The 22,842-nt window shown below is 63.3% G+C and carries 21 protein-coding genes; 14 read left to right on the top strand and 7 right to left on the bottom strand.

The window, feature by feature from the left end:
• A complete protein-coding gene (locus tag PCE31107_RS11505; RefSeq protein WP_150608562.1) occupies positions 1-1,149 on the top strand; it encodes a M14 family metallopeptidase in 1,149 nt (382 codons plus the stop codon).
• Between the two features lie 44 nt (positions 1,150-1,193).
• Here the strand turns inward: PCE31107_RS11505 and PCE31107_RS11500 are convergent, their stop codons facing one another.
• The gene (locus tag PCE31107_RS11500) at positions 1,194-1,865 is read right to left on the bottom strand and encodes a BspC domain-containing protein (RefSeq protein ID WP_150608561.1); all 672 of its coding nucleotides are present in this window, start codon (positions 1,863-1,865) and stop codon (positions 1,194-1,196) included.
• 314 nt (positions 1,866-2,179) lie between these two features.
• Here PCE31107_RS11500 and trmB point away from each other — a divergent pair, with 314 nt between their 5' ends.
• On the top strand, positions 2,180-2,917 hold the full coding sequence (trmB, locus tag PCE31107_RS11495; protein ID WP_150608558.1) for a tRNA (guanine(46)-N(7))-methyltransferase TrmB: 738 nt from the start codon (positions 2,180-2,182) through the stop codon (positions 2,915-2,917).
• A 70-nt stretch (positions 2,918-2,987) separates the two neighbouring features.
• Here the strand turns inward: trmB and PCE31107_RS11490 are convergent, their stop codons facing one another.
• The 6 genes from PCE31107_RS11490 to PCE31107_RS11465 form a co-directional block, all read right to left on the bottom strand.
• Positions 2,988-4,166 (bottom strand): DUF2863 family protein, encoded by a 1,179-nt coding sequence (locus PCE31107_RS11490; RefSeq protein ID WP_017233045.1) that lies wholly within the window; start codon positions 4,164-4,166, stop codon positions 2,988-2,990.
• A gap of 134 nt (positions 4,167-4,300) precedes the next feature.
• Positions 4,301-4,864: a methylated-DNA--[protein]-cysteine S-methyltransferase gene (locus PCE31107_RS11485; RefSeq protein ID WP_130025607.1), complete on the bottom strand. Its 564-nt coding sequence runs from the start codon at positions 4,862-4,864 to the stop codon at positions 4,301-4,303.
• Positions 4,861-6,348: a DNA-3-methyladenine glycosylase 2 family protein gene (locus tag PCE31107_RS11480; RefSeq protein ID WP_150608775.1), complete on the bottom strand. Its 1,488-nt coding sequence runs from the start codon at positions 6,346-6,348 to the stop codon at positions 4,861-4,863. The genes PCE31107_RS11485 and PCE31107_RS11480 overlap by 4 nt, the downstream gene beginning before the upstream one ends.
• A 206-nt stretch (positions 6,349-6,554) precedes the next feature.
• A complete protein-coding gene (acnA, locus tag PCE31107_RS11475) occupies positions 6,555-9,263 on the bottom strand; it encodes an aconitate hydratase AcnA (protein WP_150608556.1) in 2,709 nt (902 codons plus the stop codon).
• A gap of 209 nt (positions 9,264-9,472) precedes the next feature.
• Positions 9,473-9,970 (bottom strand): hypothetical protein, encoded by a 498-nt coding sequence (locus tag PCE31107_RS11470; RefSeq protein WP_130025609.1) that lies wholly within the window; start codon positions 9,968-9,970, stop codon positions 9,473-9,475.
• Positions 9,971-10,542: 572 nt separating this feature from the next.
• Positions 10,543-11,526 carry a malate dehydrogenase gene (locus PCE31107_RS11465; RefSeq protein ID WP_026131780.1) on the bottom strand — a complete coding sequence of 328 codons (984 nt, stop codon included), beginning with the start codon at positions 11,524-11,526 and terminating at the stop codon, positions 10,543-10,545.
• A 340-nt stretch (positions 11,527-11,866) separates the two neighbouring features.
• Here PCE31107_RS11465 and PCE31107_RS11460 point away from each other — a divergent pair, with 340 nt between their 5' ends.
• From PCE31107_RS11460 to asd, 12 genes are all read left to right on the top strand, one after another.
• A complete protein-coding gene (locus PCE31107_RS11460) occupies positions 11,867-12,709 on the top strand; it encodes a UTRA domain-containing protein (RefSeq protein WP_150608554.1) in 843 nt (280 codons plus the stop codon).
• 191 nt (positions 12,710-12,900) lie between these two features.
• On the top strand, positions 12,901-13,314 hold the full coding sequence (gene sdhC, locus PCE31107_RS11455) for a succinate dehydrogenase, cytochrome b556 subunit (RefSeq protein WP_026131781.1): 414 nt from the start codon (positions 12,901-12,903) through the stop codon (positions 13,312-13,314).
• A gap of 1 nt (position 13,315) precedes the next feature.
• On the top strand, positions 13,316-13,681 hold the full coding sequence (sdhD, locus tag PCE31107_RS11450; protein ID WP_017233054.1) for a succinate dehydrogenase, hydrophobic membrane anchor protein: 366 nt from the start codon (positions 13,316-13,318) through the stop codon (positions 13,679-13,681).
• Between the two features lie 3 nt (positions 13,682-13,684).
• The gene (gene sdhA / locus PCE31107_RS11445; protein WP_150608552.1) at positions 13,685-15,460 is read left to right on the top strand and encodes a succinate dehydrogenase flavoprotein subunit; all 1,776 of its coding nucleotides are present in this window, start codon (positions 13,685-13,687) and stop codon (positions 15,458-15,460) included.
• A 12-nt stretch (positions 15,461-15,472) separates the two neighbouring features.
• Positions 15,473-16,177, top strand: coding sequence for a succinate dehydrogenase iron-sulfur subunit (locus tag PCE31107_RS11440; protein ID WP_026131782.1), 705 nt, complete (start codon positions 15,473-15,475; stop codon positions 16,175-16,177).
• A gap of 10 nt (positions 16,178-16,187) precedes the next feature.
• Positions 16,188-16,460 (top strand): FAD assembly factor SdhE, encoded by a 273-nt coding sequence (locus tag PCE31107_RS11435; RefSeq protein WP_026131783.1) that lies wholly within the window; start codon positions 16,188-16,190, stop codon positions 16,458-16,460.
• A 29-nt stretch (positions 16,461-16,489) separates the two neighbouring features.
• The gene (gene gltA / locus PCE31107_RS11430) at positions 16,490-17,791 is read left to right on the top strand and encodes a citrate synthase (protein WP_150608550.1); all 1,302 of its coding nucleotides are present in this window, start codon (positions 16,490-16,492) and stop codon (positions 17,789-17,791) included.
• Between the two features lie 281 nt (positions 17,792-18,072).
• The gene (gene leuC, locus PCE31107_RS11425) at positions 18,073-19,482 is read left to right on the top strand and encodes a 3-isopropylmalate dehydratase large subunit (RefSeq protein WP_150608548.1); all 1,410 of its coding nucleotides are present in this window, start codon (positions 18,073-18,075) and stop codon (positions 19,480-19,482) included.
• Positions 19,483-19,537: 55 nt separating this feature from the next.
• Positions 19,538-19,666 (top strand): entericidin A/B family lipoprotein, encoded by a 129-nt coding sequence (locus tag PCE31107_RS11420; RefSeq protein ID WP_130025613.1) that lies wholly within the window; start codon positions 19,538-19,540, stop codon positions 19,664-19,666.
• A 121-nt stretch (positions 19,667-19,787) separates the two neighbouring features.
• Positions 19,788-20,438 (top strand): 3-isopropylmalate dehydratase small subunit, encoded by a 651-nt coding sequence (leuD, locus tag PCE31107_RS11415; protein ID WP_130025614.1) that lies wholly within the window; start codon positions 19,788-19,790, stop codon positions 20,436-20,438.
• Between the two features lie 24 nt (positions 20,439-20,462).
• The gene (leuB, locus tag PCE31107_RS11410; RefSeq protein ID WP_017233063.1) at positions 20,463-21,530 is read left to right on the top strand and encodes a 3-isopropylmalate dehydrogenase; all 1,068 of its coding nucleotides are present in this window, start codon (positions 20,463-20,465) and stop codon (positions 21,528-21,530) included.
• Positions 21,531-21,590: 60 nt separating this feature from the next.
• The gene (gene asd / locus PCE31107_RS11405) at positions 21,591-22,721 is read left to right on the top strand and encodes an aspartate-semialdehyde dehydrogenase (protein WP_150608546.1); all 1,131 of its coding nucleotides are present in this window, start codon (positions 21,591-21,593) and stop codon (positions 22,719-22,721) included.
• Positions 22,722-22,842 lie beyond the last annotated feature (121 nt).

Genomic DNA, 22,842 nt, shown 5'->3' with positions numbered 1-22,842 from the left:
ATGACCGTCCAGATCAGCAGCAAGTTCGATAGCGGCGCCATCGAAGTGGTGAGTGCCGAGCGTGCCGACGACATTCACGTGCGCATTGCCCGGGACGGTGCCGCCGAATTTGCGCAGTGGTTCCATTTCCGTGTGCAGGGGGTGGGTGGTACGCCGTGCCGAATCGTGTTCGATAACGCGGGGCAAACCTCGTATCCGCGCGGTTGGGAGAACTACCGCGCGGTGGCGTCGTACGATCGCGTGAACTGGTTCCGCGTGCCGACCTCGTACGACGCGAAGGTCATGACGGTGTCGTTCACGCCGGCGCACGACAGCGTGTATCTCGCGTATTTCGAGCCGTATGCCGAGGAGCGTCACCTGGCACTGCTCGGCACGGCGCAGAACTCGCCGAGGGTGAGTTCGCGCTCGTTGGGGCAGACCGTCGACGGGCGGGATATGACGTTGCTCACCGTGGGCGAACCGCGCGCGGGCAAGCGCAATCTCTGGGTGATCGCGCGTCAGCATCCCGGCGAGACGATGGCGGAGTGGTTCGTGGAAGGGCTCTTGCGCCGCCTGCTCGGGGCGGGCGACTGGGCGGGCGACCCGCTCGCCACGGCGGTGCTCGACGAAGCGGTGCTGCATATCGTGCCGAACATGAATCCGGACGGCTCGGCGCGCGGCCATCTGCGGACCAATGCGGTGGGCGCGAATCTCAATCGCGAGTGGCTGGCGCCGGACCCGATGCGCAGCCCCGAGGTGTATCACGTGCGCGCAGCCATCGAGACGCTCGGCTGCGACATGTTCTTCGACATTCACGGCGACGAGGCGCTGCCCTACGTATTCCTGGCGGGCAACGACGGCGTGGAATGGGCGACCGACGAGACACTCGCCCGCGAGAAGGCCTTCGGCGAGCGCCTGAAGGCGGCGAGCCTCGATTTCCAGGACAGGTTCGGCTATCCGCCGGGCAAACACGGGCCGGACGCGCTCAAGCTCGCGTCGAAGTGGGTCGCCCATCGGTTCGGCTGCCTGTCGCTCACGCTCGAGATGCCGTTCAAGGACAACGCGAACCGTCCCGATCCGCACGTCGGGTGGAGCGGCGCGCGAAGCGCCGCGTTGGGCGCGTCGATGCTTGCCGCGATCTGGGCACAGATGCAGGCCGATAACGCGTGAGAGGGGAGGGACGGTCAGCGCGAGCGCCGACCGTCACCCGGCGCTCAGTGCGATTTCTTTTTCGTCGCGGTCTTCTTGGTGCTGCTCGACTTCGCCGACGACTTGCCGCGCGACGCCTTGGACGAGGTGCCATGCCGGCCCGATTTCGCGGCCGCGTGCTTCACCTTGCCGTGCGAGCTGCCGCGTTTGGCACGCGTCACCGGCTGTTCGACCTGTGACAGCGGCGACGTATAGTTGAAGCCCATCATGCGACCGTCGGCGTAGCCGCAGCGAATATGGATGTTGTCCGTTTGGCCGCTGGTGCGCTTGCCGATGCCGTCGAGTTCGACCATCTGCGTGACGTCCACACGTTGCTTGTGGTCGTCAAATGGCCCTGACCACGGCAAGACCTTGGCGTGCTCCGCATCGAGCGCGTTCTCGGCATACTCGACGCTCTCGTATCCGGGCAGCGTGGCAACGACGAAACTGGCGTGCGCGGCGCAATCGGCCACCAGCGGATCGGCGTGACGCGTGTTGACGAACTGCTCGACCAGCGCGCGATGTTGTTCAAGGGTGAAGGCCTGTGCCGGGGCCGCAACGGCGCACAGGCAAAGAGGGACAGCGACGGACCCGACGGACGCGACGGATGCGATGGGTGCTGCCTGTGCGGCTGCGACGACCTGTCGCGCGGCGCGCATCACGACGCCGGCGGCGCGTTGAAAAAATCGATTTGACATTGCTTGAAGTATTCTCGGGGGCGCTAAGGCATTGCAGAGCAATGCGGGCATGCGATGACCCATCGTAGGCGTCTTCGGCACGCGCCGCTCGCGAAGAGGCTTGACCGCATTATGATAGACAACGGCCAAGCGGCTCCCATCTTAACCGAAAAAAGGTCGCTGACGCCCGCCGGGTAAGCCCTCGGACGTAACAGGACTGACCGCGAAAGTTACAGAGCGCTACAATGCGGGCCTGACCGACGCGTCGCCGCGCAGAAAACCTCGCGCATGCGGCAGGCACGCCTTTCGTTCGCCCCGCGTTTCTTCATTTCAGCATGTTCGCAAATTCACGCACCGTGGCCAGTGCTCAAACCGGCCCGCACGACAGACTGGCGGCGCTCGTCAGACGTCATCGCGACGCGGTCTTTCGCAAGCCGCTCGCCGCCTATAGCGCGGGGGCGTTCGAGGCCGCCATCGTCGCGTGGCGCAGCGCCGGCGCCGCACCGCTGATCATCGATGCAGGATGCGGTGTCGGCGAAAGCACGTTGCGGCTGGCCACGCAGTTTCCCGATCACTTCGTCATTGGCATCGATCAATCGGAGAGCCGCATCGTGCGCGGCAAGGATTGGTGGGGCGGGGCGTGGCCCGAGAACTTCGTGTGGGTGCGGGCCGATCTGGTCGACTTCTGGCGGCAACTGTTCGAGGCCGGCATTCGCCCGGCACGTCATTACCTTCTCTATCCGAACCCGTGGCCGAAGATCGGCCAACTCGCCCAACGCTGGCATGCTCACGCGGTGTTTCCCACGGTGGTGGCGCTCGGCGGCGTGCTGGAGTGCCGCAGCAACTGGGATCTCTACATCGAGGAAATGGCGTTGGCCGTCGAGTGGCTCAGCGGTGTGCGCCCGGCCGTGGAGGTCTGGACGCCTGAGGGGGGCGTCGCTCCCATGACGCCGTTCGAGCGCAAGTATCTGGCATCGGGACATGGGCTGCATCGATGTGTCGTGACGTTGCCGTCGTCGTTGCCATCGGCGCCGGGTGACAAGTGGAGCACGCCGAACGCGTCGCCCAAATAAAATGGCCGTGCACTGATCAGGCACGGCCATTGTCTTGCTGTCGTCGCGCGTCGCTTCGACGCGCCGCCGATCAGTGGAAATGCGGACGGCTCGGTTCGGCGTCCTCCGGCATTTCCGCATGCACGATTTCGCCCACCGGATCCGGATACAGCGGCACGCCGCAATCGTCGCAATACTCCGGATCGAAGCGCCCCGGGTGCTTGCGAATCTCGGTCACACCGCAGGCCTTGAGCAGATCGGCGACTTCCTCGAGCGCGCCGCCTTCGATCTCGCCATTCTCGCGACCGTAGAGCGGCCACACGACCCCATAGATGACGTCGTTGCTGCCCCGCTGCGTGAAGCCGATGCGGTACTCGTCAATGTTCTGCTCGCCGAAGCCCGCCACCACGGCACGCAACTCGGCCGGCGTGAGGGTGAGCACGTCTTCGAGATAGCGCAGCGCCGTGCGGATCGTGTGGGGCCGGATGCGCTCGTCGGCTTCGCGGCAGCTCGCATAATAGGCGTCGGGCAGCAGGCACTCGATTTCGCAGCCGGGTAGCAGCGCATTGAGGTTCGGGCCGCCCTGCGTCGACCATGCCTCCTGGCATTGGCCGCGTTCGGCGTGGCGTGCCCCTTCTTCCTGCCAGCGGAACATCGGCGCGCCCTTGGGTACGCTGACGGCCGCGAGCAGGAAGCGCGGGTCGGCGAGAATCGGGGCCGTTTCCGGCAGGTCGCTGCCGGGTTGCTTGACTTCGGTGTTCTCGACCGCCGCGCGTACCAATTGCTGTGTGACCTTCCACGACTCGCAGTGCGTGCGCGGCAGTTGGTCGATGCTGTAGAGATACGGCGAAATGGTCACGCGCGCCGGTTCGGCCAGCACGTGAGCGTGCAGATGCGCGCGAACGGGCATGAGCGCGTCGGCTTTCACCGGCCCCGAGGGAATCGCGTAACGGGTCCAGGCGAGGATGGGGATGGCGACGAGCAGACCGTCCCACACCTGACCTTCGGCTTCCGGTTCGGCGGATTCGCTTTGCGACTCGATCAGATCGGCGAGCGCGCCATAGGCCTCGCTGTGGTTGGCCTGAAGATGGTCGAGGGCGGCGTCGATGGCCGGTTGGTTACCGGTGCGCAGCACGCGCGTGAGCAACGTGTCGAGCTGGGCCTCCCAGAAGCGGTCTTCGATACGGCTGCCGGAGGCAGCGAGCGCGAGCGCATGGCCGACCAGCTTTTCAGCGTCGGGCGTCAGTCGTTTGGCGGTGCGTGAGCGCATAGTCGTGCAAAGCAGAAATACATGGACTCACGATTGTACGGCATGCGTGAACGCGATTGATGGGACGCGCGCACCTATTGCATCGTGCCGGCCCTGAAAATGACGATATGGCGCGGCCTTGGCGCCCCGGGCCGTCAGAAATCGAACGCGAGATTGGCGGGCGCCGAGAGTCGGGTTCGACGCGTGGCCATCTGGGTGGCGCCTGTCACCGGGGCCAGCGCGGCCCCTTCCAGCGAGAGCAAGGCAAGCTTGCGCTCGACGCCGCTGGCGTAGCCGGTGAGGGTGCCGTCTGCGCCGATCACGCGGTGGCAGGGCACGATGATCGCGATCGGATTTCGGCCGTTCGCGGCACCGACCGCGCGCGATTTGTTGAGGTCGCCCAACGCGTGCGCTAGGTCGCCGTAGCTGCGCGTCTCGCCAAACGGAATGCGTTGCAGTTCGGCCCAGACGCCTTGCTGAAACGGCGTGCCGTGCGCCGCCAGCGCCAGATCGAAGGTGCGTCGTCCTTCGTGAAAATACTCGTCGAGCTGGCGCTTCGCGTCACGCAGGACCGCGACGTCGGCGCCATCGCGGCGCGTGTCGCCCGCTTGCGGAAAATACTTCTGATGCGAAAAATACACGCCGGTGAGGGCGTCGCCGTTGGCGACGAGCAGCATGTCACCCAGCGGGCTGTCGTAATACGTTTCGTAGTGGGTCATGCGCACACCTCCTGCAAAGTCTCGACCGGCTGGCCCGCCGGTCCCTGTGCTGCCGCGCGCCAGACGTGCAGCGCGGCATACGCCCGCCATGGCGCCCATTGTGCCGCCCGCGCAGCGACCGCACGGCCATCGGCTGCGCCCAGTGCCTGACGCAGGACCAGATCGTCGACGGGCATCGCATCGGGCGAGCCGAGCGCGCGCATTGCGATGTACTGCGCCGTCCAGGGGCCAATGCCCTTGATCGCGAGCAAACCGTCGAGCGTGGCGTCCAGCGGTACCAGGGGATCCAGCCGCAAGCGGCCGTTGACCATCGCTTGTGCGACCCCGTGAATGGCGGCGATACGACTTCGAATGATACCGGCTTCGCCGAGGGCGTCGGGGGCGACGGCGAGGAGTTGCGCGGCACTTGGAAACGTATGCGTCAGCCCGTGCGCGGGGGCGGGCAGTGGCGTGCCGAAGCGTTGCGCGAGCCGGCCGAGCAAGCGTCGCGCACCTTTGACGGTGATCTGCTGGCCGACGATGGCGCGCACGGCGATCTCGAAACCGTCGACCGCCCCCGGCACGCGCAGGCCGGGCGTCGCCGCGGCGAGTGGCCCGAGGTGCGCGTCGATCACGTCCGGACGCGCGCCGAGATCGAACAAATGTCGAAGCTTGGCCAGCACCTGCGGCACGCTGCCGGCCAGCGTGGGCGGCAATGTCACCTGAAGCGCATGGCGATCCGGCAGTGGGGTGACGCGACACCAGCCCGTGATCGTCTGTCCGTCGGGCTGTTCAAGGCTCAGCGTACGGGTGTAGACGTCGTTATCGCGTCGCTCGACCCCTTCGATGGCGCGCTCGCCGAGAAAGTCGAGCAGGGCGTGCCAGGCGAAGGGCGGACGATACGCGAGCTGGAACACGAGATCGCTGCCGCGCAGGGCGTCGTGGTGGGCGTTCAGGCGGAGCCGGCCGGGGGGGAAGCCGTAGCGGGTCTTGAAGAGTCCGTTGAAGCGCCGAACGCTGCCAAAGCCGGCGGCGAGCGCAACGTCGGTGACGGGCATGGCCGTATCGGTCAGCAGACGTTTGGCGAGCAGGAGTCGTTGCGTCTGCGCGTACTCCACGGGGGAGACGCCGAATTCGTCAGCGAAGATGCGGCGCAGGTGACGTTCGGTGATGCCGATTCGGTCCGCGAGGGCAGGGAGGCTGGCGTGATTGAGGAAGCCTTCGTCAATCATGGCGGCCGCGGCGTCGGCGAGTTCGCGGGTGGCGTCGAAACGGGCGAGGCCGGGCGCGAGTTCGGGACGGCATTTCAGGCACGGACGAAAGCCAGCCTTCTCTGCGGCGGCGGCGCTGCCATGGAACGAGCAATTTTCAAAGCGGGGCGTGCGCACGTTGCACACCGGCCGGCAGTAGATGCCGGTCGATGACACGCCGACGAAGAACCAGCCGTCGAAGCGCCGGTCGCGGGCGGAGACGGCCTTGTAGCAGACTTCGGGGTCGAGGGTCATGGACATGGGGCGGCGTGGGTCCGGCGGCACGAGGTCAGAGACTATGCCTGCCACTCTACGCGCGAGGCGCATGAGGTGCTAGTCATTTTCGGACATGACAGCGACACATCCCCCCAACAAGACAAAACCCGGCACGGGGCCGGGTTTTGCGGACTGCGGGGCAACGAATCGTCACCCGGCAGCGTGGGTCACGACAGCGTGGCTGATCAGGCAGCAGCCAGCAACTGACGCAGCACGAACGGCAGAATGCCGCCATGCTTGTAGTAATCGACTTCGATCGGCGTGTCGATACGCAGCAGGACTTGCACCTTCTGCGTGTCGCCGTTCTTGCGATGGATCACCAGCGTGACGTCCTGTTGCGGCTTGATATCGGCCGACAGACCTTCGATGTCATACGTTTCTTCGCCCGTGATGCCCAGCGACTGGGCGCTGTCCGACCCCTTGAACTGCAGAGGCAGCACGCCCATGCCGACCAGGTTCGAGCGGTGAATACGCTCGAACGAGCGCGCGATGACCGCCTTCACACCCAGCAGTTGCGTGCCCTTGGCCGCCCAGTCACGCGACGAACCCGTGCCGTACTCTTCGCCACCGAACACCACCGTCGGGGTGTTCTCGCCGACATACTTCATCGCAGCGTCGTAGATCGACAACTGTTCGCCGCTCGGCTGGTGAATCGTCAGGCCGCCTTCCACGCGCGAGCCGTCGGCCTGCACCGGGATCATCAGGTTCTTGATACGCACGTTGGCGAACGTGCCGCGCATCATCACTTCATGGTTACCACGACGCGAGCCGTAGCTGTTGAAATCGGCCTTGAGCACGCCGTTTTCGAGCAGCCACTTGCCTGCCGGCGAGCTTTCCTTGATGGAGCCGGCCGGGCTGATGTGGTCGGTCGTGACCGAATCGCCGAACACGCCCAGCGCGCGCGCGCCATGGATCGGCTTGATGTCGGCATTCGGCTCCATCGTGAAGCCTTCGAAGAACGGCGGCTCGGCGATGTACGTCGAACCCGGCCAATCGTAGACCTGGCCCTTCGAACCCTTGACCTTGGCCCACAGCGGGCTCGGGTCCTTCACCGTGTCGTAGTTCGCCTTGAAGGTCTTCGCGTTCATCGCGAACTTCATCAGCTTCTGGACTTCTTCGCTGGTCGGCCAAATGTCGCCCAGGAAGATCTCCTTTCCGCCACGGCCCTTGCCGACCGGCTCGGTCATCAGGTCGCGCGTGACGTTGCCGGCGATGGCGTAGGCCACGACCAGCGGCGGCGACGCCAGGAAGTTGGCGCGGATGTTCGGGTGAATGCGCGCTTCGAAGTTACGGTTGCCCGACAGTACGGCGGCAGCGACCATGTCGTTCTTCACGATCACGTCGTTCAGCTCGGCCGTCAGATCGCCAGCGTTACCGATACAGGTCGTGCAGCCGTAGGCCGCCACGCCAAAGCCCAACTTCTCGAGGTACGGCAGCAGGCCGGCCGCTTCGAGGTACTCGGTCACCACGCGGCTTCCCGGGGCGAGCGACGTCTTGATGTGCGGTGCGACCTTCAGGCCGGCTTCCACCGCCTTCTTGGCCAGCAGGCCGGCAGCGAGCAGCACGCTCGGGTTCGACGTGTTCGTGCATGACGTGATCGCCGCGATCAGCACGTCGCCGTTGTTCACGTCGATGCCGCCGGCGGTCTTGTAGGTCGTGTCGAACTGCGCTTCGGTCTTGTTGAAACCGTTCTCGGCGACCGGCTTCGTGAACAGGTCCTTGAACGTCGACTTCACGTTGCCGATTTCGATGCGGTCCTGCGGACGCTTCGGACCGGCCAGCGACGGTGCAACCGTGCCCAGATCCAGCGAGAGCGTCTTCGTGTAGTCGATGTCGTTCTTCTTCGGAATGCCGAACAGCTTCTGGGCCTTGAAGTACGATTCGAAGGCGTCGATTTCCGACTTCGTGCGCCCCGTGCCCTTGAAGTAGTCGATCGTCTTTTCGTCGACCGGGAAGAAGCCCATCGTGGCACCATATTCCGGCGCCATATTGGCGATGGTGGCGCGGTCCGGCAGCGCCAGGCTCGTCGTGCCTTCGCCGAAGAATTCGACGAACTTGCCGACGACCTTCTCGCGGCGCAGCATTTCCGTGATCGTCAGCACCAGATCGGTGGCGGTCACGCCTTCGCGCAGACGGCCCGTCAGCTCCACACCGACAACGTCAGGCGTGAGGAAGTACACCGGTTGACCCAGCATGCCGGCTTCCGCCTCGATGCCGCCCACCCCCCAGCCCACCACGCCGATACCGTTGATCATGGTCGTGTGGCTGTCGGTACCGACCAGGGTGTCCGGGTAGAACACGTGGTCCTTCTTGTGCACGCCACGTGCGAGGTACTCCAGGTTCACCTGGTGCACGATGCCATAGCCCGGTTGCACGACGCCGAATGTGTCGAACGCCTGCATCCCCCACTTCATGAACTGATAGCGTTCGTTGTTGCGCTGGAATTCCAGCTTCATGTTCAAGTCGAGCGCCTTCTTCTCGCGGAAGTGATCGATCGTGACCGAGTGGTCAACCACCAGATCCACCGGCACGAGCGGCTCGATGCGCTTCGGGTTCTTGCCCTGGCGCTCGGCAACGTTACGCATGGCGGCCAGGTCGGCCAGCAGCGGCACGCCCGTGAAATCCTGCAGCACGACGCGTGCCACGACGAACGGGATTTCGTCGACGCGCTCGGCATTCGGCTTCCAGTTGGCCAGCTGCTGGACGTGCGCCTCGGTGACCTTCTTGCCGTCGCAATTGCGCAGCACCGACTCGAGCACGATGCGGATCGACACCGGCAGGCGTTCGACGTTCACACCCAGGGCTTTACCCAGTTGGGGCAGCGAGTAGAACTTGCCTTTCTTGTTGCCGCCGAGCTTGAACTCTTTAAGCGTTTTGTGGAGGTTGTGGGCCATGATCTTTCCTTGAGTGATACAGAAAAACGAAGCGGTGGTAATGCCATTCAATGAAGCCCGGCATCGCAGGGGCGCCGGCGTGGGCGCCCCTGCGATGCCGGTACGGCGAGCGACCGGCGTAACCCGTACGCCGGGGACTGCATGTCATGCCGAGGCGGCAACAGGAAAGCGGCCGGCGCCTCGAGCGATCGATGTCAACCGAGCGTGGCTCAGTTGGTCACATTGATCAGTTGAACCGATTGCGTCGGGGCGAGCTTGTCGTGCTCCGCCATTTCGCGCGTCAAACACTCGTCGGCCAGTCGGCTGCCGCCATCACGGTGCGTAAACAGCATGGCCTTGGCCGGAATCACCACCAGATCCAAACCGCTGGCGGCGTCGTAGAAACGGTCTGCGCCGGTCGTCGTCTGTTGACGCGGCAGCTTGTAGTTGCGGCCTTCCCAGAACATGGTGAGCACCTGGTCGCGCTTCATGTCGCCCTTGATAAAGAGCTTCTCGTTTTCCTTGCAGCTCCAGAGTTCCGAACCGTCCACCGGTTGCACCGGCGCAGCGGCGACGGTCGCCTTCTTCTTGGCGGGCGCCCGCTTCAGCTTCTTCTTCGGTGCGGCCTTCTTGGCCGCAGTATGGCTGGCCGGTTCAGCGGCAAACGCGGCAGGCACAACGGCGGCAGAGCAGAGGGCGACCAACACGGTCAGGCAAAGCTTCTTCATGGTGAATCTCCAAACAATAGGTAAGGTGCGACAAAAACGCAGATTATCGTACGAAGTTTGCGTTGGTCGGCGTCACCATACAAATTTTTTCAATTCCTTCGTGCGAAGCGCCATCGGCGTCGGCGGTACGGACCGGCGTCGCTGAGCGGGGTGTTGCAGTGCGGAATTCGAGAGGGCGCGGGGCCGGACGGCGCTCGCGCGTGAAACCGTTGTCGAGCGAGGACATGACGGGTGTCGGGCGGGATGCTTGGCGAAGCCAACGCCGGGAACCATGCGGCGCGCTCGCTGCGGACATTGCGCGCTCACCGGTCGCCCGGTATGGCGCGCGGGGCACGGCAGTCAGGCGTGGCATTGGCTTGGCCAAGAAATCGCTCGGTGTTGCGTGACGTCGTGCCGGGGTCATAGCGCGATAGATGGCGCGGACCGTTGCGCAAAATGTCGTCACTGGGCTGCGGACGTTAGAGCCGTTCCGTCGATCGCGGGAGTTGCGCCGGCAGTGGGGGTAAGCCGCCGGCGCAGTTTCGGCCCCCGACGACGCTCATGACGCCGTCCGGGGTCGAGTCCCTGGGGGATTAGCCCAGCAGATGTGCCACGCCAGCGCGCTCTTCTTCGAGTTCGTTGAGCGTGAAGTTCATCTTTTCGCGCGAGTAAGCGTCGATCTCGAGGCCTTCCACGCGCTTGTACTTGCCGTTTTCGCAGATCACCGGCACGCCGTAGATCACGTCTTGCGGAATGCCGTACGAGCCGTCCGACGGGATACCCATCGTGACCCACTTGCCGTTCGAGCCCAGCACCCAGTCATGGATGTGGTCGATGGCCGCGTTGGCCGCCGAAGCGGCCGACGACAGGCCGCGGGCTTCGATGATGGCGGCGCCGCGCTTGCCAACCGTGGGCAGGAACACGTCGTTGTTCCACACGTCGTCGTTGATCATCGACTTGACGCTCTGGCCGTCGATCGTGGCGAAGCGGTAGTCGGCGTACATCGTCGGCGAGTGGTTGCCCCACACGGCCAGCTTCTCGATGCTCGCGACCGGCTTGCCGGTCTTGGCGGCGAGTTGCGACAGGGCGCGATTGTGGTCCAGGCGCAGCATCGCGGTGAAGTTTTCCTTCGGCAGGTTCGGTGCCGACTTCATGGCGATATAGGCGTTGGTGTTGGCCGGGTTGCCGACGACCAGCACCTTGACGTCACGCTTGGCGACTTCATCCAGGGCCTTGCCCTGCACCGTGAAGATTGCGCCGTTGGCTTCGAGCAGATCTTTGCGCTCCATGCCCTTCGAGCGCGGACGGGCACCCACCAGCAGGGCGACGTCGGCATCCTTGAAGGCGACCTTGGGGTCGTCGGTCACAACCACGCCGGCGAGCAGCGGGAATGCGCAGTCTTCCAGCTCCATCACAACGCCCTTGACGGCGGCTTGAGCTTGCGGGAGGTCGAGCAGTTGCAGGATGACGGGCTGATCCTTGCCGAGCATGTCGCCATTGGCGATGCGGAACAGCAGGGAATAGCCGATTTGGCCAGCGGCGCCGGTGACGGCGACACGCATTGCGGGTTTTGCCATGAGAATCTCTCCAGACGTGTACAAATTCCTGCGAAGCTCGGAGTAAGCTCGCCGTCCGGGTGGCATTTTCGCCAGGCTGACAGCGCCGCGTCACACAAAGCCCCTAAAATTCCTTGACCTACGGAAGCTTGCGGGCTGCGGGGTCGACTGCCGTGAATAAGTGCGAAGCGCCGGACTCTCTTATAAGATAGCCGTGCTGCGTCTGCAGGCCCCTGTTAGCCCGCGCCAGTGTAGGAGTCGCCACAACGAATGTCAACTGTATCTTATGTCTTATATAAGACATAGGATTATTGCTGTTATTCGATAGACGAAGGTCTTGATTTGTGGTCAAATCGCCGCCATGAATGCGAATGTTCGCGACACATCCAACCCCACGACGCCTGTCGATGCTCCGCAGCGACCGGACAGCGCGCGTGACGCCGCACCGGCCTCCCAGGCCCCGCAGAATGCGGCTTCGGCAGGAGCGTCGCCGACCTTCAGCCCGCTGTACCAGCAGATCAAGGGGCTCATTACCCAGGGTCTGCAAGCCGGCGAATGGAAGCCCGGCGAAATCATTCCCAGCGAAGTCGAGCTGGCCGCCCGTTTCAAGGTGAGCCAGGGAACGGTGCGCAAAGCCATCGACGAACTGGCCGCAGAAAACCTGCTTGTGCGCCGTCAGGGGCGCGGCACGTTTGTCGCGACCCATCACGAGGACCGGGTGCAGTTCCGGTTTCTGCGACTCGCGCCCGATTCGGGCGAACCCCATCACCCGCCCAGCCGCCTGATCGAGTGCCGCCGTATGCGTGCACCGGCGGAAATCGCGCGCCAGCTCGATTTGCGCGCGGGCGATGGCGTCATTCTGATCCGCCGCATGCTGGATTTCTCGGACCGTCCCACGGTGCTCGACGAAATCTGGTTGCCGGGCGCGCTGTTCCGCGGCCTGACGGCGGAAAGGTTGAATGAATACAAGGGGCCGATGTACGGCCTGTTCGAAGATGAATTCGGCACACGCATGATCCGCGCCGTGGAAAAAGTTCGCGCCGTGGCCGCGGACGACATGACCGCCGATCTGCTCAAGGTGCCGAAGGGGTTTCCGCTGTTGAGCGTCGAGCGCGTTTCCTACACTTACGGGGACAAGCCGGTGGAAGTGCGCCGGGGCTGGTACGTGACGACGGAACATCATTACCAGAACGAATTGAGTTGACGCATTGAGAGGGTGGCGACTTCCCAGGGGCGAGCCGGCGTCGTGGCCGGCGAGTGCCTGAAAGTCCAGGCATGAGCGGCGGCGGAGTGCGTGCTGTCGGCAGGAATTTCCGGAGCATTGGAACCGGTATGGTGCAACGCACTAGAATCGGCGCTAAAATCTGGGGCTGATGTAACTACATGGGGTCTAGCATGGCTGAAGTGGTAAAAAAAGAGCGGCCAGTCTACAGGAATATCGGTATTGGACAGATTGTCTCGTACCGTCTCCCGCTGGCTGGGATCGTGTCCATTCTGCACCGTATTAGCGGTGTGATCTTGTTCCTTCTGTTGCCGTTCGCGCTTTATTTGTTCGAACAGAGCCTCACGTCGGAACTCAGCTTCGACGTTCTGCGAAGCATCGCCTCCAACTGGTTTGTCAAACTTGTCATCCTGGCACTGTCGTGGGGCTTCCTGCAGCACTTCTGCGCCGGCGTGCGCCATCTGCGCATGGACTTCAATCACGACGCCGTGAGCAAGGAAGGCGGCAAGAATTCGGCCGTGGTCGTGCTGGTCGTGTCGCTGGTGCTGACGCTGGCCGTCGCCCTCAAGCTGTTCGGAGCGTTCTAAGATGGCACAGAACAATATCGGTTCGAAGCGCCTGGTCGTCGGCGCCCACTACGGCCTGCGCGACTGGATGGCGCAGCGTCTGACCGCGGTCATCATGGCCGTGTACACCGTGATCCTGCTGGTGTGGTTCTTCACCGCCAAGGATTTCTCCTACGAAGGCTGGGCAAGCATCTTCTCGCATCAGTGGATGAAGCTGGCGACGTTCGTCACGCTGCTCGCGGTGTTCTATCACGCGTGGGTCGGTGTGCGCGACATCTGGATGGACTACGTCAAGCCGGTCGGTGTGCGACTGGCGCTGTACACGTTGACGATCGTCTGGCTGCTGGCGTGTGCTGGCTACGCCGCGCAGATTCTGTGGAGAGTGTAAAGAATGGCTGCAATTAAAAATTCGCTGCCGCGTCGCCGCTTTGACGTTGTCATCGTGGGCGCAGGTGGTTCGGGCATGCGCGCGTCGCTGCAACTGGCCAAGGCCGGTCTGTCGGTCGCCGTGCTGTCCAAGGTGTTCCCCACCCGTTCGCATACCGTGGCCGCTCAGGGCGGCATTGGCGCCTCGCTCGGCAACATGAGCGAAGACAACTGGCACTACCACTTCTACGACACCATCAAGGGCTCCGACTGGCTCGGCGACCAGGATGCGATCGAGTTCATGTGCCGTCAGGCGCCGAACGCCGTCTACGAACTGGAACACTTCGGCATGCCGTTCGACCGTAACGCGGACGGCACGATCTACCAGCGTCCGTTCGGCGGTCACACGGCCAATTACGGCGAGAAGCCGGTCCAGCGCGCTTGCGCGGCCGCCGACCGTACCGGTCACGCGCTGCTGCACACGCTGTATCAGCAGAACGTGGCGGCCAAGACCCACTTCTTCGTGGAGTGGATGGCGCTCGACCTGATTCGCAACGAAGACGGTGATGTGCTGGGCGTGTCGGCGCTCGAGCTCGAAACCGGCGAAGTCTACCTGCTTGAAGCCAAGTGCACGCTGTTCGCCACCGGCGGTGCCGGCCGTGTGTATGCCGCCTCGACCAACGCGTTCATCAACACCGGCGACGGTCTTGGCATGGCCGCGCGTGCGGGCATTCCGCTCGAAGACATGGAATTCTGGCAATTCCACCCGACCGGCGTGGCCGGCGCGGGCGTGCTGATTACCGAAGGTGTTCGCGGTGAGGGCGGTATTCTGCGCAACTCGAACGGCGAGCGCTTCATGGAGCGCTATGCCCCGACGCTGAAGGATCTGGCGCCGCGTGACTTCGTGTCGCGTTCGATGGACCAGGAAATCAAGGAAGGCCGTGGCTGCGGCCCGAATGGCGACTACGTGCTGCTCGACCTCTCGCACATCGGTGCCGAGACGATCATGAAGCGCCTGCCGTCGATTCGCGAAATCGCCCTGAAGTTCGCCAACGTCGACGCGATCAAGGAACCGATCCCCGTCGTGCCGACCATCCACTACCAGATGGGTGGCATTCCGACGAACTACAACGGCCAGGTTGTCGTGCAGCAGAACGGCGAATCGACCCCGGTCAACGGCTTCTACGCCGTGGGCGAGTGCTCCTGCGTGTCGGTCCACGGTGCCAACCGTCTGGGCACGAACTCGCTGCTCGACCTCGTGGTGTTCGGCCGTGCGGCCGGCAACCACATCGTCGACTTCGTGAAGAGCCACGGCGAGCACAAGCCGCTGCCCGCCGATGCCGGCGACAACGCCATGGCGCGTCTGGGCCGTCTGGAAGCCTCCAGCACGGGCGAGTACGCACAGGACATCGCCAACGACATCCGCGCGACGATGCAGAAGCACGCCGGCGTGTTCCGTACGTCCGACCTGCTCAAGGAAGGCGTGGACGAGATCAAGCAAGTGGCCGAGCGCGTGTCGCACGTTCACCTGAAGGACAAGTCGAAGGTGTTCAACACGGCGCGCATGGAAGCGCTGGAAGTGGACAACCTGATCGAAGTGGCCAAGGCCACCATGATCGCAGCCGAAGCCCGCAAGGAAAGCCGTGGCGCGCACGCGCACAGCGATTATCCGGAGCGCGACGACGCCAACTGGATGCGCCACTCGCTGTTTTTCAGCGAAGGCAACCGTCTGGATTACAAGCCGGTGCAGTTGAAGCCGCTGACCGTCGACTCGGTTCCGCCCAAGGCGCGGACGTTCTAAGGGATTCGCAAGATCATGAAACGTATTTTTGAAGTCTACCGCTACGATCCGGACAAGGATGCCGCACCGTACATGCAGACCTACGAGGTCGAACTCGACGGTCATGAGCGCATGTTGCTCGATGCGCTGGTCAAGCTCAAGAAGCTCGATGAAGGCATCGCGTTCCGCCGCTCGTGCCGCGAAGGCGTGTGCGGCTCGGATGCGATGAACATCAACGGCAAGAACGGTCTGGCCTGCCTGACCAACATGAACGATCTGCCGAACAAGATCGTGCTCAAGCCGCTGCCGGGGCTGCCCGTCATTCGCGATCTGATCGTCGACATGACGCACTTCTTCAACCAGTACCACTCGATCAAGCCGTACCTGATCAACCCCGAGCCGGCACCGGAGAAGGAGCGTCTGCAGTCGCCCGAACAGCGCGATGAGCTCGATGGTCTGTACGAATGCATTCTGTGCGCGTCGTGCTCCACGTCGTGCCCGAGCTTCTGGTGGAACCCGGACAAGTTCGTCGGTCCGGCTGGTCTTCTGCAGGCGTACCGCTTTATTGCGGATAGCCGCGACACGGCTACCGGCGAGCGTCTGGACAACCTGGAAGATCCGTACCGCCTATTCCGCTGCCACACGATCATGAACTGCGTGGATGTGTGCCCGAAGGGTCTGAACCCGACGAAGGCCATCGGCAAGATCAAGGAGCTGATGGTGCGTCGCGCCGTCTGACCTAGCGATCATGCCGGATATCAATCACCAGTCCGATCCGGTCAAACGTGCCCGCCTGCGTTGGCGGGCACGCCGCGGTTTGCTGGAAAACGACCTCATTCTCGAACGCTTCTTCGCGAAGTACGAAGCCTCGATGACCGACGAGGATGTGGGCGCCCTCACCAGGTTGCTCGATTTGAGCGACAACGATTTGATGGATCTGCTGCTAGCGCGTAAAGAGCCCGACGCGGATCTGGACGGGCCGGACGTGCAGCGCCTGCTGGCGCTTTTGCGTGCCGTGTAGGGGTTTAAGTATTTTTTTGAGGAAGCGATATGACTCCGTCTGATGTTAAAGCCACCCTATCTTTCTCTGACGGTTCGCCCAGCGTCGAACTGCCGATCTATCAGGGAACGATGGGCCCGGATGTAATCGATATCCGCAAGCTGTACGGCCAGACCGGCAAGTTTACGTATGACCCGGGCTTCATGTCGACGGCGGCGTGCAATTCCGCCATCACGTACATCGATGGCGACAAGGGCGAGCTGCTGTATCGCGGCTACCCGATCGAGCAGTTGGCCACCCACTGCGACTTCCTCGAGAGCTCCTATCTGCTGCTCAAGGGCGAACTGCCGAACGCCCAGCAGAAGGACGAATTCGTCAAGACCGTGACCCGTCACACGATGGTGCACGAGCAGATGAATTTCTTCTTCCGCGGTTTCCGCCGTGACGCGCACCCGATGGCTGTGCTGACGGGTTCGGTCGGCGCCTTGTCGGCGTTTTATCACGACTCGCTGGACATCAACAATCCGACGCACCGCGAAGTCTCGGCCATCCGCCTGATCGCCAAGCTGCCGACGCTCGTTGCGATGGCGTACAAGTACAGCATCGGCCAGCCGTTCGTGTATCCGCGCAACGACTTGTCGTACAGCGCGAACTTCATGCGCATGATGTTCGCGAACCCGTGCGAAGAGTATGAGGTCAACGACGTGCTGGTGCGCGCCCTCGACCGCATCCTGATCCTGCACGCCGATCACGAGCAGAACGCCTCCACGTCGACCGTGCGTCTGGCCGGTTCGTCGGGCGCCAACCCGTTCGCCTGTATCGCTGCCGGTATCGCGTGTCTGTGGGGCCCGGCGCACGGTGGTGCGAACGAAGCCGCGCTGACCATGCTCGAGCAGATCGGTTCGCCCGACAAGATCCCCGAATTCATCAAGCAGGTGAAGGACAAGAACTCGGGCGTGAAGCTCATGGGCTTCGGTCACCGTGTGTACAAGAACTACGACCCGCGCGCCAAGCTCATGCGCGAGACGTGCTACGAAGTGCTCAACGAACTGGGCCTGCACGACGACCCGCTGTTCAAGCTGGCCATGCAGCTCGAGAAGATCGCGCTGGAAGACGAATACTTCGTGTCGCGCAAGCTGTACCCGAACGTCGACTTCTATTCGGGTATCGTTCAGCGCGCGCTGGGCATCCCGACGTCGATGTTCACCTGCATCTTCGCACTGGCCCGTACCGTGGGCTGGATCGCGCAGTGGAACGAAATGATCGGTGAGCCGGACCAAAAGATTGGTCGTCCGCGTCAGCTGTTCATCGGCCACACGCCGCGCGAAGTCGCGACCATCGACAAGCGCTAAGCCTGTCGGAGGCGTTCGGCACGGCGCCTCCTTGCCGTGCCGGCACTGCAACCTTGCCGAAACGGCAAGGCGGTGCGGCGCCGCAACGAGCCCTCGTTGCGCTATATTCGAAGCCACGGCACAAGCTGCCGTGATTCGCACAAATCCCCGGTTGATCGTGCGTTTACCGCCCGGTTTCCCGGGGATTTCGTATTCCGCCGGCGCGAAAGCGCTATGGCATAATCAAAAGTTCACGGAACGACGTTTGTTCCTACAACGATATTTAGCCCCGCGTTTTTATCATGGCCAAGACGCTGTATGACAAATTGTGGGATGCACATGTCGTGCATACCGAGGACGATGGCACTACGTTGCTCTACATCGACCGTCATCTGTTGCACGAGGTGACCAGTCCGCAGGCGTTTGAGGGGCTAAAACTCGCGCAGCGTCCGGTCTGGCGACTGTCTGCCAACCTCGCGGTGTCGGATCACAATGTGCCGACCACCGACCGCACGCAAGGTATCGCCGATCCGATTTCGCGTCTGCAGGTCGACACGCTCGACAACAACTGCGACAGCTTCGGCATCACCCAATTCAAGATGAACGACCTGCGTCAGGGCATCGTGCACGTGATCGGCCCGGAGCAGGGCGCCACGCTGCCCGGCATGACGGTGGTCTGCGGCGATTCGCATACGTCCACGCACGGCGCGTTCGGCGCACTGGCGTTCGGCATCGGCACGTCTGAAGTCGAGCACACGCTCGCCACGCAGACGCTGCTCATGAAGAAGAGCAAGAACATGCTCGTGAAGGTCGAAGGCACGCTGCCGCGCGGTTGTTCCGCCAAGGACATCGTGCTGGCCGTCATCGGCAAGATCGGCACGGCCGGCGGCACGGGCTTCACGATCGAATTCGCCGGCTCGGCGATCCGCTCGCTCACGATGGAAGGCCGAATGACCGTGTGCAACATGGCCATCGAGGCCGGTGCGCGTGCCGGTCTGGTGGCGGTGGACGACACGACGATCCAGTACGTGAAGGGCCGTCCGTTTGCGCCCGCGGGCGTGGAATTCCAGCAGGCCGAAGCCTACTGGCGTACGTTCCACACCGATCCGGGCGCCGCGTTCGACCATGTGGTCGAGATCGACGCGAACACGTTGCGCCCGCAAGTGAGCTGGGGCACGTCGCCGGAGATGGTCGTGAGTATCGAAGACCGTGTGCCGGATCCCGAGAAGGAAAAGGACCCGGTCAAGCGCAGTGCCATGGAGCGCGCGCTCGAGTACATGGCGCTGACGCCGAACACGCCGATGGCCAGTGTCAACGTCGACAAGGTGTTCATTGGCTCGTGCACCAACTCGCGTATCGAAGATATCCGCGCGGCGGCTTACGTCGTGAAGAAGCTCGGCCGCCGTGTGGCGCCGAACGTGCGTCTGGCGATGGTCGTGCCGGGGTCGGGGCTGGTAAAGCATCAGGCCGAGCAGGAAGGGCTGGATCAGGTCTTCAAGGCCGCCGGCTTCGAATGGCGCGAGCCGGGCTGCTCGATGTGTCTGGCGATGAACGCCGACCGTCTGGAGCCGGGCGAGCGTTGCGCCTCGACCTCGAATCGTAACTTCGAAGGGCGTCAGGGCGCGGGCGGGCGTACGCACCTCGTGAGTCCGGCGATGGCCGCGGCCGCCGCCATCGAAGGCCATTTCGTCGACGTGCGTCGTCTGGTCTGACGCACTCGCATCGATATAACCGTCGTTTGACATCGACTTTGACAGAGAAAAAACCATGAAGAAACTGTGGATGCTGATCGGTGCGGTGCTGGTGCTGGGCGTGTCGGGCTGCAACACGATGGCGGGCCTTGGCAAGGATACGCAAGCCGCTGGCTCGGCCCTCGAAAACGCCGCGAAGAAGTGATGCGACGGTGCGCATCGCGCGGGCAATCGCCGCGCGTGCGCACCGATGAAATTTCCGGTTTTGACGGCCAGGGCGCTTCGCAACCGGCCGCAGCCGAACTGTTTTGATCAGGTGGTTCGTGATGGAAAAATTTACCGTCCATACGGGGTTGGTGGCGCCGCTGGATCGCGAAAACGTCGATACCGACGCGATCATCCCCAAGCAATTCCTGAAGTCGATCAAGCGCACGGGCTTCGGCCAGAACCTGTTCGACGAGTGGCGTTATCTCGATGTCGGCCAGCCGGGCCAGGATTGCAGCGGGCGTCCGCTCAACCCGAACTTCGTGCTCAACCAGCCGCGTTATCAGGGCGCCACGGTGCTGCTCGCACGCAAGAACTTCGGCTGCGGCAGCTCGCGTGAGCACGCCCCGTGGGCGTTGCAGCAGTTCGGCTTCCGCGCGGTCATCGCGCCGAGCTTCGCCGACATCTTCTTCAACAACTGCTACAAGAACGGGCTGTTGCCTATCGCGTTGTCGGAGATGCAGGTCGATCATCTGTTCAACGAGACTGCCGCGTTCAACGGCTTTCAGGTGACCATCGATCTGGACAAGCAAGCGGTGATGACGCCCGACGGTCGCGCTTACGAGTTCGACATCGCGCCGTTCCGCAAGTACTGCATGTTGAACGGTTTCGACGACATTGGCCTGACGCTGCGTCACGCCGACAAGATTCGCGCCTACGAGGCCGAGCGGCTCGCCAAGCAGCCGTGGCTCGCAACGCGCCTGCCGGGCTGAGGCCCGCGCACTCAAGGAGATCGCATGAAAATTGCAGTGTTGCCGGGTGACGGCATTGGTCCGGAAATCGTGACGGAAGCGGTCAATGTGCTTAACGCACTTGGCGAGACGTTTGAACTGGAAGAAGCGCCCGTGGGCGGCGCGGGCTACGAGGCGGCGGGTCATCCGCTGCCGGACGCCACGCTCAAGCTCGCCAAGGAAGCGGATGCCATTCTGTTCGGCGCCGTGGGCGACTGGAAATACGATTCGCTCGAGCGCGCACTGCGTCCCGAGCAGGCGATTCTGGGGCTGCGCAAGCATCTGCAGCTGTTCGCCAACTTCCGTCCGGCCATCCTGTACAAGGAACTGGCCGACGCATCGAGCCTGAAGCCGGAAATCGTGGCAGGGCTCGATATCCTGATCATTCGCGAGCTGAACGGCGACATCTACTTCGGCCAGCCGAAGGGCTTCCGCCAGTCGCCGGACGGCGCTTTCGAAGGCGCGCGCGAAGGTTTTGATACCATGCGGTATAGCGTGCCGGAAGTGGAGCGCATCGCGCACGTGGCGTTTCAGGCCGCGGCCAAGCGCGACAAGCGTTTGTGCTCGGTGGACAAGGCCAACGTGCTCGAGACGTCGCAACTGTGGCGCGACACCATGATCGAGGTCGCCAAGCAGTATCCGGAGGTCGAACTCTCGCATATGTACGTCGACAATGCCGCGATGCAACTGGTCAAGGCGCCGAAGAATTTCGACGTCGTGGTGACCGGCAACATGTTCGGCGATATTCTGTCGGACGAGGCCGCGATGCTCACGGGGTCGATCGGCATGCTGCCGTCGGCGTCGCTGGATGCCAATAACAAGGGGCTGTACGAGCCGTCGCACGGTTCGGCGCCCGATATCGCCGGCAAGGGTGTCGCCAATCCGTTGGCTACGATCCTGTCGGCGGCCATGATGCTGCGTTACACGCTGGGCCGCGCGGAACAGGCTGATCGCGTGGAAAATGCAGTGAAGAAGGTGCTGGCGCAAGGTCTGCGCACGCCGGACATCTGGCAGGAAGGCGCGACCAAGGTCGGTACGCGCGAGATGGGTGCGGCAGTGGTTGCCGCGCTATAACGTTGACGGGGCGTCGTGAGACGCCCCTCGGCGCAATTGCAACGATAAGAGAGTGGATAAATGAAAACCGTAGGTCTGGTAGGTTGGCGGGGCATGGTCGGTTCGGTTCTGATGCAGCGCATGCAACAGGAGAACGACTTCGCCTTGATCGAGCCGGTGTTTTTCAGCACCAGCAACGCGGGCGGAAAAGCCCCGTCGATGGCGAAGAACGAGACTTCGCTGAAAGACGCCAATGATGTCAACGAGCTGAAGAAGTGCGACATCATCATTACCTGCCAGGGCGGTGATTACACGACCGAGATCTTCCCGAAGCTGCGCGCGGCGGGCTGGAGCGGCTATTGGATCGACGCGGCCTCGACGCTGCGCATGAAGGACGATGCGATCATCGTTCTCGATCCGGTCAACCTCGACGTGATCAAGCACTCGCTCAGCAAGGGCACCAAGAACTTCGTTGGCGGCAACTGCACGGTGAGCTGCATGCTGATGGGGCTGGGCGGTCTGTTCCAGCACGGTCTGGTCGACTGGCTCACGTCGATGACGTATCAGGCGGCATCGGGCGGCGGCGCGCAGCACATGCGCGAGCTGCTCACGCAGTTCGGCAGCATCAACGCCGAAGTCAAGTCGCTGCTGGACGATCCGCACTCGGCCATTCTCGAAATCGACCGCAAGGTGCTCGCAAAGCAGCACGCGCTCACGGCCGACGAGACCCAGCAGTTTGGCGTGCCGCTGGGCGGCAACCTGATTCCCTGGATCGACAAGGATCTGGGCAACGGTCAGTCGAAGGAAGAATGGAAGGGCGGCGCCGAGACCAACAAGATCCTGGGGCTGGGCGACGGTTTCCCGAACACCCGCGCCATTCCGGTGGACGGTCTGTGCGTGCGCATCGGCGCGATGCGCTGCCACAGCCAGGCGCTGACCATCAAGTTGACCAAGGATGTGCCGTTAGACGAGCTGACGGACATCATCGGCCAGGCCAATGACTGGGTGAAGGTCGTGCCGAACACGCGCGAGGCGTCGATGACCGATTTGACGCCTGCGGCCGTGACCGGCACGATGACGATTCCGGTCGGTCGCCTGCGCAAGATGTCGATGGGGCCGGAGTATCTGTCGGCGTTTACCGTCGGCGATCAACTGTTGTGGGGCGCGGCGGAACCGTTGCGCCGCATGCTGCGAATCCTGCTCGACGCTTGAGCGTCGCAGCGCATCGGTAAGGCGTGAAGAACGGCGGCCCGCGAGGCCGCCGTCCGCGCTTTGGGAGGCACCCCTTGTAGCCGGGGCGGCCAGTGACAAACGACTGACAGGCCTGACAAGA

The organism is Pandoraea cepalis (assembly GCF_902459625.1).
Lineage (GTDB): Bacteria > Pseudomonadota > Gammaproteobacteria > Burkholderiales > Burkholderiaceae > Pandoraea > Pandoraea cepalis.
The sequence above is the reverse complement of the archived record's forward strand: the minus strand, read 5'-3'. Positions and strand labels throughout refer to the sequence as shown.